This window comes from bacterium (assembly GCA_021372615.1).
Taxonomy (GTDB): domain Bacteria; phylum Armatimonadota; class Zipacnadia; order Zipacnadales; family UBA11051; genus JAJFUB01.
The window spans coordinates 1-13,682 of record JAJFUB010000143.1 but is presented as its reverse complement, the minus strand read 5'-3'; the positions used below and the strand labels follow the sequence as shown (position 1 = coordinate 13,682).

Below are 13,682 nucleotides of genomic sequence, written 5' to 3'. Positions count from 1 at the left end.
CTTTAGATCTGCGCCTCCTGCGGCCGCACACCCATGGGCAGCCGCGGGTAGTAATACGTGTGCAGCAGTTCGTGCGACTTGTGGCCCAGCGGCTCGCCCAGGTACTCGCGGTAGAGCCGTTGGATGTCGGGGTTGTGGTGCGAGCAGCGCAGGGTCCGGTCGCCATCCAGCGCGTAGAGCGCTTCGCCGCGCTTTTGCAGCAGGCACTCGTCCAGCGGCACGGCGTTGGCCCCGGCATACGGCTGGCCGCCGCCGCCGATGCAGCCGCCCGGGCAGCCCATGACCTCGATCCAGTCGTAGTGGATCTCGCCGGACTTCAGCTTCGCGAGCACCTCGTTGGCGTTGGCCAAACCGCTGGCGACCGCGATCTTCAGATCGCTGCCGGCCACGTTGATCGTCGCCTCGCGCACGCCCTTGAGCCCGCGGACGGGCAGGAACTCGAGGGCCACCGGCGAGAGGTCCTCGCCCGTGATCATCCAGTACGCCGTGCGCAGGGCGGCCTCAGTCACGCCGCCGGTGGCGCCGAAGATGACCGCCGCGCCGGTGGAGTCGCCGAGCGGATGGTCCGGCGCCTCGGGCTTCAGGTGCAGGAAGTCAATGCCCATGTGCTTGATGAGCCAGCCGAACTCGCGCGTGGTCAGCACCGTGTCCACGGCGGGCAGGTCGCCCACGAACAACTCGGGGCGCTGCGCCTCGGCCTTCTTGCAGGTGCAGCACATGATCGCTACCGAGAAGATGCGGCTGGGATCCACGCCCAGCTTCTCGGCGAAGTACGACTTGACCACGGCGCCCTGCATGCTCATCGGGGACTTCGCGGTGGACAGCAGCGGGAGGAGATCGGGGTGGAACTGCTCGCAGAACTTCACCCACGTCGGACAGCAGGAGGTGATGTTGGGCAGCCGCCCCGCCTTGAACTTCTCGACGAACTCGGCGGCCTCTTCCATGATCGTCAGGTCGGCCGCGAACTGGGTGTCGAAGACGTAGTCAATGCCCATGCGGCGCATGGCGGCGAAGGACTCGCCTTCCCAGCACTCGCCCGGGGTGTAGCCGAAGACTTCACCGATGGCCGCGCGCACCGACGGGGCCATCTGCGAGACGACGATGGTGTCGGGATCCTCGATGGCCTTCAGGAAGTCCTGCGTGCCGTCCACTTCCAGGAAGGCCGCCGTCGGGCAGACATTGACGCACTGGCCGCAGCCGACGCAGACGCTCTCGCTGATGGGACCCTCGTGCGCCGGGGCGACGACGGTGTGGAAGCCGCGCCGCACCTGACCCAGCGCCGCGACTTCCTGGACCTCGCCACACATCCGCACGCAGCGTCCGCACAGCACGCACTTCTCGGGGTCGCGCAGGATCGCCGGGCCGGAGAGGTCCTTGTCATAGCGCTTGCGGGAGCCGGCGAAGACGCGCTCGCGAATGCCCATGGACGCGGCCAGCCGCTGCAGCTCGCAGTTGCCGTCGCGCTCGCACGAGTTGCAGTCCTCGGGATGGTTGTCAATCAGCAACTCCACGATGTCGCGGCGCAGGCGCAGGACCTCGGGGGTGTGGGTCTTGACGTTCATCCCGTTCTCAGCCGGGTAGCAGCACGAGGCGACCAGGTTGCGCAGCCCCGCGTCCACGAGGCACACCCGGCAAGCGCCCTCCATGGAGAGACGCGGGTGATAGCACAGGCGCGGGATGCGGATGCCGACCTGGTCGGCGGCCTGCATGATGGTAGTGCCCTGCGGCACCGTAACCTCGATGCCGTCTATGGTGAGGGTAACGTCAGCCATATCGTTCACCTGACTACTGAGTGCGCCGGGGTGGGCGCGGGTTCGCGGGAAGGTCGGGCCGCTACATTGTGAAAAAAGTCACAAGCTCGGCCCAATATTTAGCGCGGGACAGTATGGCCCGCGCTGAGAGCTTTCCGACAGGTTGTCCGGTGGTCCGGCCGCGTGGAGTATCGCACAACCCAAGTAGCCTGTCAAGACACCCACGGCGATTTCCGGGACGAAAGTGGCAGATTGTCTTCCTGGCCCTCCACATCTCTCCCAGCCTCCTCTCTCACCGCCCCACGACGCCCTATCTCGGGTGCGCCATCGCCTCGATGATGTCGGCCCGCGACAGGATCCCGATCAGCTTCCCCGCCTCGTCCACGATCGGCACCCGGTTGATCTTCCTGTCGTGCAGGATGCGCGCGACATCATCTACCGGCGTGTCCGGGCCGCAGGTGATGACATGCCGCGTCATGACGTCGTCCACGCGCAGCCCTCGCGCCTCGGCCATGCGCTCCATCACACTCTCCCGCAGCACATAGACCCCGAACAGGGCGGTCTTCATCAGTGGCGGCTTGAGGTGGTCGGCCAGCAGCAGGTCCGCCTCGGTCACGATCCCGACCACCCGACCGGCGGCATTGATCACGGGCATCCCGCTGATGTCATGCTCGGCGAGGGTGCGGACGGCGTCCTCCAGCTTCGTCTCCGGCACACAGGCGATCACGGTCTCGTTCATGATGTCCCTGGCCAGCAAGTCCATGACTGCCCCTCCTGGTCGCGGCGGTTGACGGGCCGGCGCGCGGCCCATAGTGCGAGGAATTCGCTCCTCGTTACGGCGATTCCTGCCCGGCCTCAGGGCGCCGCCGGGGCGCTGTGCAGCGGGATCAGCACCGTGGCGATGTGGAACATGGCGAGCACATCCCACACGAGCAGGAAGCCGGCGAGCACTGCGAGCACCGCGGTCACCCGTCGCCCCGCGAGCCCCTGCGCCGCCAGTGTCCACATCAGCGCCAGGCTGCCCATCTGCGGCATCAGCCACCGGCCCAGTTCCGCATGGGCCTGGATGGCCACGAGCACCGTCCAGCGCAAGTACATGAAGTACAGCAACGCCAGCGCCCCCAGGAAGGGCAGCACGAACGGCCGCCACAGCGCGGTCAGGTCCGCCTGTCGGCGGCGCAGCCCCACCCACAGGCCGACCGGCACGGTCAGCCAGATCAGCCCGCCCAGGCTGTACATCACCGGACGCACCGCCGGGGGCAGCCAGTCGCCGGGGCACCAGAAGTACCGGAAGGCGCCGGCAATCGCCAACTGGTAACGGGCCTGCCCCTGCGGGATGAGCAGGAAGGCGACCATGTCCTGCGAGCCGTCACGCAGGAAGAGCCGCGTGTGCATCGTCGTGCCCAGGATCAGGTCAGAGCTGGGCATGAGCTGCCCGTACAGGAGCACGTTGCGCACGAACCACCAGCCGCACACGAGCGCCGCCACCCCGCCCAGTAGCGCCAGGTGCGCCACACGCGTGCGCCATGGCAGCCCGTGACGACTCTGCAGCACGAGCACGGTCACTGCCGCCGCCAGGCAGAACGGCAGCATCGTCATCTTGCCCAGAGCCAGCAGCCCGGCGAGGAGGCCGACGAGGGCCACGCGCTGCCACCGCGATGGCTGCTCGCGGACCAGCGCCAGGGCCCAGAGCATCGCCGAGCCGACTGCTGCCCCGAACGCCTCCGGGTGGATGATGGCACAGACCATCAGCCAATGCGGGAACAGCGCGATGACCGCGAGGGCGGCGACCGTCAGGCCCGGCCGGCCCGGCAGGAGCCGTCGCAGCGCCCCGTGGATGAACAGCAGCGCCACCAGGCCCAGGAGGGTCGAGGTGCCGCGCGCGGCGTAGTTCTGCGCCGTCAGCGAGGCATGCGCGAAGAGCCGCAGCACCAGGGAGACGACGAAGTAGTAGCCCGGCGGATGGTGCGCCGTGTCGCCGGCGCTGGGGAGGCTGTAGGCTTCCCAGACATCGCGGGGCTGCTCCATCGAGATCACCGGCAGCTTGCCGCTGACCGCCAGGACCTTGGCGTAGCCGAAGTGGATGGGCTCATCCTGCACCGCGCCCCACAGGGGCAGCAGCACCAGCAGGCGCACGGCCAGCGCCAGGTACGCCGCCAGCACCAGCGCCAGCAGCACACGCGGTGCCCGCTCGCTCCGGCCCGTTCCAGCCTCTTCAGTCACTGACCCATTCATGTCGCAGTCTGATGTGTCCATATACACAATACGCACTGTAGCGGCGCGATTCATCGCGCCCAGTGAGCGCAATGAATTGCGCTGCTACTGTGGGAGCTTGAACTCCGTGGGTGAGGTCACCTGCGCCTGCAGCGGGCCGTTGCTCTGCGCGGCCAGGGCAGCGACACCGGCGATGTGGAAGCGCACTGGCCCGGCGAACTTGCGGTGTGGGAAGCACGTCTCCTCGGCCTTCCCGTCGGCGATGCGCACCGCCGGGTCGTCGGCCAGGAGAATGAGAGTGCGGCCCGCCTCGCGCCTGACCGACTTGACCTCATAGCCCTCAGTAGTATTACCCGCATAGGTGGCGATGAGCCACCGCCCGGCCAGGACGCTGCCCTCGGGCAGCACGGCGCTGGTGGCGAAGGCCATGTCTTGGCCGCCCTCACCGGCCGGCACGGTCGCGCTGATCTCGCCGTCGTAGGCGGCATCGCGGGCGGTGATCTCCCAGTTCGGTCCGGCCAGGTTGGCCCCGTCAATGAGCCACGCGCCGGCAATCCTGCCCTGCGCCTGCCGGACGACCCCCAGCCGCCCCGTCAGGCGTACGCCTGTCTCGGTGGCGTATTCGCGGGTCGCCCCTGGCGGCGCGCTGATAATCGTGTCGGTGCCGGAGGCGTGCTCGATCTGCAGCGCCACGGCCAGCCCGTCATCGGGTGTCACGGCCAGGCGCTTGACGCGCTTGATGAAGCCGGCGCCGGCATACGGCTCGTGGACCGCGGCGAAGGCGCTCAGCAGCGGGTCCGGGCCGCTGCGGCGCACGATCAGCTTGGGCATCCAGAAGTCATAGGCCTTGCGCATGTCCCCGGACGTACCCTGGCCCATGCGGCGCACCGAGGGGCTGCGGCCCAGCAGCACCTGGCAGGCCCCGCCGGCCCTGATCCAGCTCCGCAGGCCCCGTGGCCCGCCCTCGGCCTCGGTGAAGCGGACCTCGAAGCTCCCCTCGCTCGCGCCCTCCTGCACGTCGCGCACCATGCCGTAGGCATTGTGCCGGGAGCCCTCCAGTGTCGGCTCCTGCCACGCCTCCCCCTCCTCCAGCAGCCACCTGCGGTTGCCCGCCAGCGGCACGGTGCAGTCGGCCACTGTGTCGCGGTCGGCGTCGCCCTCGAGGGTCCAGTCGTGCATGGCGCCGCCACGCACGCGGAAGATGTCCACGACATAGGCGTCATCCGCCGAGACCGGCACCATCACCAGCAGCCGCCGGTACAGGTCGAGGCCCTTGATGCCGGCATAGGCCGGTTCGGCGGAGGCCTCGACGGCGGCGATCTGTGGCGACACCGGGTCATGCACGTCGCCGGGCAGGTAGAGCTGCAGGTTGCCCTGCGGCCCCGTGCTCTGGTCCTGGCGGTTCACGACCACGAGGTTGTGCCCCAGGCTGCTGGTGGCCCAGTAGCGCATCTGGGTCCACGTGTAGCCGATGTCGGGGAGCATCTCGCGTTCCTTGGCCCACAGCATCAGGTTCAGGTTGTCGCCATGCTGGTGGCCGTAGCCGCCGGAGAAGTGCAGTTGGGCGAGCATCTGGTTGCCCTGCCGCCCGCGTCCGAGCGAGGCTTGCCCCAACCCCGGCAGGAGGGTCGAGACGCTGCTGTCGCGCGGAGCGCTGCGCCGCTCGTGCGGGTGAGTGTCATGGATCGTGCTGGAGCAGCCGGTGGGCAGGCACACCAGCTCAGGGGCGGTCTGGCAGCGGCTCCACAGGGCCAGATCGCCCTCCGGCTGCACGTTGTCCAGCCGCGTGCCGTCGGCCGGGTCCTTGTAGCCCGGCGGGTCCGAGTAGCCGCGCACGGCGTCGAAGGAGTACTTCAGCCCGCCGATGGTCATGGCGTGGTACGACGGGGTGCCCTCCTTCCACACCCCGTCGCGGAAGAAGCCCTCGGTCACGTGCTGGATCATCTGGGCATATGCCCAGTGCACCAGCGGCGGGTCGTTGATGATGCGCCCGGCCAGCGCCGCGGAGCGGATGTCGTAGCCCGACACGTTGCTCACGGCGTCCTTCCGGGCGATGGCGCACTCGGCGGCGGCCTTGATGAAGTCGCGCTCGATCTTCTCGCGCACGTCGTAGCCCCGCTGCCGGGACAGCTCATCCAGGACCGGGCTGTCATAGACGAGGTCGTAGGCGGGCAGGACCTCGACTGGGATCTCATTGTGAAAGAAGTTCCAGCGCCCCGAGTCCCACGGCCAGTGCAGCTTCTGCTCGCGGAAGGCCAGCCGCCGCGGGCCGTTCTGGAGGACCGGGTAGTGGGCATAGGCCTGGGCGAAGGCATCCAGGACCACCGCGACCCGCCGCGCGTACTCGGGCTTGCCGGTGAGCGCGACGAGCTTGGCCGCCTCGGTCGTCCGCGCGATGAGCCAGGCGCGCTTGTACAGCCACAGGTGGGTGCTGAAGAAGTGCGGCGCCTGGTGTGCCTCATCAAAGTAGTAAGGGTAGCTGACGGTCTCGCCCAGCATGTTCTGGCCGGTGAGGGTGCGGGTTTCGGGGTAGTCCGGGTTGGGGTACACGACGGTCTTGCAGAACCGGCACTGCAGTTCGTTGGGCCGGTCGAAGCTCCAGGTGAGCACACCGTTGCCCTCAACGCCCCCGTAGCACTTGGGGCATTCCACGTACTGGGCGTAGCCGTGGGGCGGCACGAAGGCCACGGCTTGCTCCTCGGTCATGGCCATGAGCGGAGCCACGGCGCCCGTCAGGGCCCCGACCTGCGAGGCGCTCAGCTTGTGGTCGAGCACAGGATGCTTCAGACCGACGGCCTGTCCGGCTGCCATGGCGCTGCACCCCCACAGGGCGACGGCCATGATAAGGATCAAAGTCGCGATGCGGTGTCTGGTCCACATGGTGGCAGGCAGGTTCGTCTGGCGCGGGTGGCCTACCTGCAGGCCTCCGGCGCCGTACCTCATTCTTGACTTGCGCCAAGACCGGCGACTATACTCAAGCGGGCGCTTGGTGCGGAAATACTGTGAGGGGCGCAGGTGGTTTGCCGATGCGCAACCGACGCGTGCAGTTCATCGTACTCCTCGTTGCAGCCATGGCGATCGTCTCGCTGGTGGTGCTGCAGGCGGTGCCGTTCGCGCAGGAAGGGGCTCCCCCCGGCGGGCCCGGCGGGCCACCCGGAGGGCCGGGTGGGCCCGGTGCGCCTCCTGGCGGCCCTCCTGGCGGTCCGGAGGGCGGTCCGGGCATGCCCGGGGCCCCGGGCGCCGGTGGTGGCGGTGGCGGCACCTTCGAGTGGAAGACCTACCCCGCCCCTGAAGAGCTCACGATGACCTACGCGGACTTCCTGGCGCAGACCGGGCAGCCGCGGGCCGACATCCCCCAGCCGTTCCTGGTCAAGCAGGACGGCACGCCGGAGAAGCTGACCAAGAACGAGTGGTACCAACTGCACCGCCTGTACGTCAAGGCGGAAGATGTCACCGCCGAGAAGCTCGGGCCCGGCCGCATCGGCGCGGGCATGGACCGGTACATGGGTCGCGTGGATGCCTACATGTACCACTCCGCGGTGGCCTTCGTGCAGGCCTACCTCGATGGGCAGGACAGCTTCCGCTTCGAGATCGGGTACCCCAAGCTGAACATGAACCTGTCGGCGACGGGCGACGCCAACGCGGTCCCGGTGACCGTGCCGGTCGTCATGCGCGTGAAGCCGTCTGCGCAGTCGTACTACGGCGAGAAGGTCTGGCGGCGGCTCAAGAAGTTCGACTGCCTCGGCGAAGCGCGCGCCACGGGCAACAGCATCACCAACTCCAGCGCACCATTCCGCATCTTCACCCGCAAGGGCGGCTTCTACCACCCGCGGACCGTCAATCTCCCCGAGGGCGCCGCGGAGATCTGGAGCATGCTGTGGAGCACCAGCATGGTGGCCTGCGTGCTCAAGGACAGGGCCGGCAAGATCATCACCGGCGACGTGCGGCCAGCAAACCTGAACGGCGACATCCTGGCCAAGATGATCTACCCCGACACCATCTTCTTCAGCCCGCGCTACAAGCTACGCATCTGGCCTGAGGGCGTCGGCCTCAACGGTCGGCCCTGGAAGGTCTCCGGCACCAAGGGTTGGGTGTACGAGTTCTCGTTCAACCTGGACCGGGGTGAGATCCGCCGGATCCACACTGCCGAAGCCCGCTTCATCTCCCCGCTGCTGCTGGGCCTGGCCATTGCCCAGGGGCAGATCATTGAGAAGTGGGAAGACCTCGACAGTATCCAGGCCGGGATAGACCTCAAGAAGTTCATCCGCCAGACAGTCGAGCGGGAGCGCGGTGGTGGCGGTGGGGCGGCGCCGGCCGGCGGCGCTCCTGGTGGCGCACCCGGCGGGCCGGGCCCGATGCCCGGCGGACCCGAAGGTGGGCCGCCCGGCGGCGCACCCCCCGGCGGACCTCCTGGCGGTCCGGCAGGGGCTCCGCCAGCTCCCTGAGCAGCATCCAGGCCCGCCACCATCGGTGGCGGGCCTTTCCTTTTCCCGGGTTCATGCGCTGCGCCGACGGACGGACACGCGGCCCGGCCGGTCAGTCCGGGGGAGCCGTTCACGCCGCCGGGTTGTCTAAGTGGTGTGGTCCTGCCTGATGCGCCATCTCATCGTCCTCCCCCTCATTCTGTGCCTGCCCGGCGCCCTGTGTGCCGCCACGCTGCGCACCTCGGACGGTCTCGCCCTCGAACTGGCCGATGACGGGCAGGTCGCGGGGCTAAGCCTGCTGGGCCGCCCCGTGCCGGTCACTTCCGGCGGGGGCTTCTATGTGGCGGAGGTGGGGGCTGCGGGGCCGGATGAGGGCCGACACCCGCTGCGCTGCCCGATACTCCCCGACAGCGGCATGTTCATCCAGAAGCAGCGCTTCGACGACCTCGGGCTGACCTTCGAGACCTCCTACGCCGGGGCCGGCGAGTACCTCTCGTTCTCGGCCAAGCTCACCGACCACACCGGCCGCGACCGACCCGTCGAGGCTGGCTTCGAGATTCCGCTCGAGGCCGGCGGCTGGACGTGGGGCGACGATCTCCTGGGCGGCCGCCGCATCACCGAGGCCATCTGCTACCGCAGCGTCCGCCCGTGCGACGCCGGGCCGGGGTATGTGCAGCCCTGGCCCTTCTGCGCGCTCAGCAAGGGCGCAGCCGGGCTTTCGCTGGGGGTGCCGCTGTCGCAGGGCCCGCGCGTGTTCGCGGTCGAGTACGATCACGCCCGGCGGCGCCTCGCGATCCGCTTCCACCTGGGCCTGTCGCCGCGCGTGAAGAAGCTTCCCGGCCAGGCCTGGTTCTCGTTCCTGCTCTACGCGCATGATGGGCTGTGGGGGATGCGCAGCGCGGCGGACAGGTATGCCCGGCTGTTCCCCGAGGACTTCGCCCGCCGCGCTCCCCATGAGGGCTACGTCGGCTGCCTTCCAGGCGAAGCCTGCGACGGTCGCCGCACCCCGGTGGCTCTGTACGACGTGCCGGCGCTCGGCGACTTCGGGGGCTCCTTCGGGCATGCCATGGAGGTCTCGCGCGACGCCGACGCGCAGGGCCTGGCGCAGGCGCTGGACGACTTCGAGGCCAGGGAGCCGCGCCGCGAGCCGTATCGCTGGTGCCTGACCGTAGCCGATGACCCCGGCTCGGAGGCGCTGTCCGCAGCGCCCGAGGCCATCGCGGCCAGCGAGGCGCCGTTGTCATACCTGCACACCACGCGACAGGTGTGCAGCGTGGACGGCCCCTGGCGGAGACAGACGAAGCTGATCGCTCCCCTGGCCGAGCAGCGCCACTTGCTGGTCGCCCGGCGCTTCGCGGCCGACGGGCCGGGCTTCTGCGCCCAGTGGCCGAGCTTTGACCTCGGGCTGGTGAGCCTGGCCACGCCGTCCGGTGGCGAGGCCCTGTTCCGGGCGGCGGCCGGGCGCCGCCTGCTGCGCTTCTGGAGCGCGCCGGGGCAGGACACCCGCGGCGAGGCCCCGCTGCGCGAGATGCTCTATCGCGGCCTCCCCTACGCCATCTATCCCCACCTGCAGCCGGACGCCCCGCAGCAGCGCAACCTGTACCTGCAGTTCGTCCCCGTGATCGAGCGGCTGTCCGCAGCAGGCTGGGAGCCGCTGACGCTGGCGCGCGCGCCAGCCCCCGAACTGCTCGTGGAGCGTTACGGCCGCCTGGCGGACAGCAACCTCTGCCTGGCCGTCCGCAATGTCGGCCAGGAGCCGCTAGCGACGACGGTCGCGCTGGACCCGGCGCTCGGGCTGCCGGCAGCGCCCTCTTTCGTCCAGGCCATGGACCTGGTCGCCGACGCGCCGGTGGCGGCGACCGTCTCCGGCAAGTGCCTGGCGGTCCCGGTGCGGCTGGCGCCGGGCGAGGCGACGGCGCTCCTGGTCCTGCCGACGGAGCGCTATTGCCAGCGGGCCCTGCTCGATGCTGCCGAGGCCCTGCAGCAGGCGACGCCGCTCACGTCAGAGGAGGTGTCGGTGCAGCCCAGCCGCCCGGGGGAAGTGCTGGCTGGCGGCAGCCCGGCGGGCGTCCGGGCCGCAACCATCCTGTGCGACGGCTGGACGACCGACCAGGGGCTGCTCTTCGCTCCCGGCGAACCGCTCACGCTCAGTCTGGACCTCAACGCCCCCCACCGTCTGCAATGGCTGCGGATGCACACCGGCGCCGGCGAGGGCTGCGCCGCCCCCGAGGCCGTCGTGGAGGGTGTGGACCGCGAGGGGACATGGCATAAGCTGGCCACGCTGCCGGCGGTCGGCCGCGCGGGCGAGCTGCCCGCTCCCATTGCCATCAAGGACGAGGGCGAGTACCAGCGGCTGCGTCTTGTCTACCCGGAGCTGAGGCAACGTCTGTGGCTGACGGAGATCGAGGTCGCGGGGCAGGATGCGGCCTTGACGCGAGCGGCCGATCGCTTCCGTAGTCTCGCGGCGTCCGGTTGTCGGGACTTCGGGGTCATCAGTCAGCTCGCCATGGTGCTGCGCGTGCGCCGCATGCTCGGCCATGATCGCACGCTGCAGGAACGCGCGCTGACGGCGCTCGCCGACTTCTGCCGCGCCACCAGCGGAGTCGCAGCGGCCGTTGAGGTGCCTGCGGGGGCGCCCCGCTCCGGCCCGGCGAAGGCGCAACTGGTGGTGGCCAACCGTGGGGCGCAGCCTCTGAAGGAGGGCAGCGTGAAGCTGAAGCTGCCACCGGGCTGGAGCGCCGCGCCCGGGAAGTTCGCCGTGAACCTGGGCCCCGGTGAGGCGGTGCGCCTACCGGTAACGCTGAGCCGCCCGCCGGAGGGCGGGCGGCTGACACTGCTGGTCACTGGCGTCGTGGACGGCACGCCGCTCTTCATGAGCCGACAACAGTAGGCGACGGCCCGTCTAGGCGCTGCAGTTGCCGATCGCGGCCGCCAGGTCGTTGAGGAACGGGCCGCCGTCGGCCCCGTCCAGCGAGCGGTGGTCCATCGTCAGACTCAGCCACATGGTCGGCCGTACGACCACCTGGTCGCCCTCGACCACCGGCCGCGGCATGATCGAGCCGATGGCGAGGATGGCCGTCTGTGGCGGGCTGATGATCGCGTCGAAGGCATCTATGCCGACCGGGCCGATGTTGGAGATGGTGAAGCCCGCACCCATCTGCAAGCTGGCCCGCAGCTTCCCCGCCCGCGCCATCGCCACCATCTCCGCCGTCTCCGCCGCGATCTCTCCCAGGCTCTTCTCGCTGGCCTTCAGCACCGTCGGGAGCAACACCCCCTGATCGGTCGCCGTGGCGAAGGCGACGTTGACATCCTTGAGCAGCTTGAGGCCCTCGGGCGACCACCAGGCGTTGAAGCGCCGGTGGTTCGGCAGAATGTCCGCCACCAGCTTGATCAGGAAGTCGTTGAAGGTGGGCAGCGGCTGGGCCCCCTGGGCCTTCAGGGCGCTGCGGGCTGCCATCAGCGCCGCGGCGTCCACGAGCTTGTGCACGCGGAACTGCGGCTGCTCGTTGGCGCTCTGCCGGGTGCGGTCGCCGATGGCCTGGCGCGTGCGGGTATGGGGTACGAGTTCGAATTCCTGTTCGTCGGGTCGAGTGCGTCGTGCAGACATGGTTCAGCCTCGTCAAAGAGTAGTGAAGTCATGTTCCCCGGCTGGCCGGCCGTTCCCTCCCAAGGGGCGGCGAAGCCGGCCGGCCTGGAAGGAGGCGCCGGGCGCGAGTGGAACTCCTTCCGCATGTCCAAGCCCCTCGTGCGTCACATCAGCCAGGTCGCGCCGGTCCAGTGCCCCTGTGGCGAGAGCCACCGCATCATCACCCGCGACCAGTCGCCCCACGTGGGCCTGCACGTCACCCACATTGTCAGCGGCGACCTGCACTTCCACCGGCGCACGGCGGAGATCTACTACATCCTCAGCGGCCATGGCGTCATCGAGCTGGACGGGGAGCAGCACGAGCTGACCCCGGGCACGGCGGTGCACATCCCGCCGGGGGTGAAGCACCGGGGCTGGGGGGACTTCGAGACGATCGTGGTCACCTGCCCGGCGTTCGACGCCGAGGATGAGTTTGTCGCAGGCTGAACGGCTCCTCACCCCCGGCCCCTCTCCCCTGCTCTCGCACCGCGAGCGCGCGGAGAGGGGAGGAAGGCAAACGGTATGACCCACAAGGAACGACTCGTCGCCGCCCTGGAGCGCCGTGTGCCGGACCAGGTTCCGGTCACCTGGGAGATGGAGGGGCGCTTCGCCCAGACTGTCAGTGACCAGACCGGCTGGCGCGCCATCTGCGACGCTCACCGGATGCTCGGTTCCTCGATCTTCAACGTCCAGGGCATCGGGCCGGGCCTGAGCAGCAGCCCCCGGGCCGGTTACGGGCAGGAGACCTGGCAAGAGCCCGCGCCCGGCGGCGCGTTCCTGAGCCACCGCCGGATCACCACGCCGCAGGGCAGCCTCCACGCCGCCGACCTCGTCGGCTACATGCCCCATGATCCCCTCGTCTCCAAGCACCAGGAGTACCTCATCAAGCAGCGCAGCGACTGGGAGATATACGCCGACTACATCGCCGAGATGGGGCGGACGGCGGAGCCGAGCATCGGCGAGAGCCTGGCGGCCTATGACGTCATCGGCGACGACGGCCTCGTCGGCGGCTGGATGGGGGATACGGTGTACCACCTGGCCCACCTGCGCCGCGACACCGACTACATCATGGACCTCGTCGAGGCGCCTGACTTCATGGAAGAGATCATGCGGGCAGTGGACCCCACCTCCGAGGCGCTGATCCGCTCCTTCAACGCCTCGCGCATCGAGTGCCTGGTGTACGACGTGTGCTGGGCGTCGCTGAGCTTGCTGTCGCCGGCGCTGGTGCGGCGGTTCGTGATCCCGCGCGCCCGGCGCGCTGTGGAGCTGACTGCGCCGGGCAAGTACATCGTCTTCTTCCAGACCGGCCGCATCCGTGCGGTCGTGCCCGACCTCGTAGCCTGCCGACCGCACGGCATCCAGCACTTCGACGTGTTGGGCGACTGCGACCTGGCGGAGATCAAGCGGAGCTTCGGGGCGGACACCTGCATCATCGGCAACCTGAGCCCGGTGGTGCTGGCGCACGGGTCGGTCGCGGAGGCGCGGGCAGAGGCACGGCGCTGCCTGAACGCAGCACAAGCCGGCGGGGGCTACATCATGAGCACGTCGGACGAACTGCCGCGGGATGCGCGGGTGGAGAACCTGAAGGCGATTGTGGAGCTGGTGGCGGCGGAGGGGCGGTACTGCTGAGGTTTGCAGAGGCGCGGACACGGGCCGTGGGTGCCGCGT

General features: G+C 69.4%; 9 protein-coding genes. 4 read left to right on the top strand and 5 right to left on the bottom strand.

What is annotated here, in order from left to right:
* Positions 1 to 2 precede the first annotated feature (2 nt).
* The 4 genes from LLH23_20735 to LLH23_20720 all read right to left on the bottom strand — a co-directional run bounded on the left by LLH23_20735 (position 3) and on the right by LLH23_20720 (position 6,776).
* Complete coding sequence (locus LLH23_20735) at positions 3 to 1,772, bottom strand: [FeFe] hydrogenase, group A (GenBank protein MCE5240897.1); 1,770 nt, start codon at positions 1,770 to 1,772, stop codon at positions 3 to 5.
* Positions 1,773 to 2,061: 289 nt separating this feature from the next.
* A complete protein-coding gene (locus LLH23_20730) occupies positions 2,062 to 2,514 on the bottom strand; it encodes a CBS domain-containing protein (protein ID MCE5240896.1) in 453 nt (150 codons plus the stop codon).
* A gap of 92 nt (positions 2,515 to 2,606) precedes the next feature.
* Positions 2,607 to 3,986: a glycosyltransferase family 39 protein gene (locus LLH23_20725; GenBank protein MCE5240895.1), complete on the bottom strand. Its 1,380-nt coding sequence runs from the start codon at positions 3,984 to 3,986 to the stop codon at positions 2,607 to 2,609.
* 84 nt (positions 3,987 to 4,070) lie between these two features.
* Complete coding sequence (locus LLH23_20720; protein ID MCE5240894.1) at positions 4,071 to 6,776, bottom strand: heparinase II/III-family protein; 2,706 nt, start codon at positions 6,774 to 6,776, stop codon at positions 4,071 to 4,073.
* Between the two features lie 215 nt (positions 6,777 to 6,991).
* Here LLH23_20720 and LLH23_20715 point away from each other — a divergent pair, with 215 nt between their 5' ends.
* The gene (locus LLH23_20715) at positions 6,992 to 8,410 is read left to right on the top strand and encodes a hypothetical protein (protein ID MCE5240893.1); all 1,419 of its coding nucleotides are present in this window, start codon (positions 6,992 to 6,994) and stop codon (positions 8,408 to 8,410) included.
* Positions 8,411 to 8,558: 148 nt separating this feature from the next.
* Positions 8,559 to 11,279, top strand: coding sequence for an NEW3 domain-containing protein (locus LLH23_20710; GenBank protein MCE5240892.1), 2,721 nt, complete (start codon positions 8,559 to 8,561; stop codon positions 11,277 to 11,279).
* Positions 11,280 to 11,291: 12 nt separating this feature from the next.
* Here LLH23_20710 and LLH23_20705 read toward each other — a convergent pair whose 3' ends face one another.
* Positions 11,292 to 11,996 (bottom strand): 2-oxo acid dehydrogenase subunit E2, encoded by a 705-nt coding sequence (locus LLH23_20705; protein MCE5240891.1) that lies wholly within the window; start codon positions 11,994 to 11,996, stop codon positions 11,292 to 11,294.
* Positions 11,997 to 12,119: 123 nt separating this feature from the next.
* Between LLH23_20705 and LLH23_20700 the strand changes: the two genes are divergently transcribed.
* Together LLH23_20700 and LLH23_20695 are read left to right on the top strand one after the other, a co-directional pair.
* The gene (locus tag LLH23_20700) at positions 12,120 to 12,461 is read left to right on the top strand and encodes a cupin domain-containing protein (protein ID MCE5240890.1); all 342 of its coding nucleotides are present in this window, start codon (positions 12,120 to 12,122) and stop codon (positions 12,459 to 12,461) included.
* A gap of 75 nt (positions 12,462 to 12,536) precedes the next feature.
* Complete coding sequence (locus LLH23_20695) at positions 12,537 to 13,643, top strand: hypothetical protein (GenBank protein MCE5240889.1); 1,107 nt, start codon at positions 12,537 to 12,539, stop codon at positions 13,641 to 13,643.
* Positions 13,644 to 13,682 lie beyond the last annotated feature (39 nt).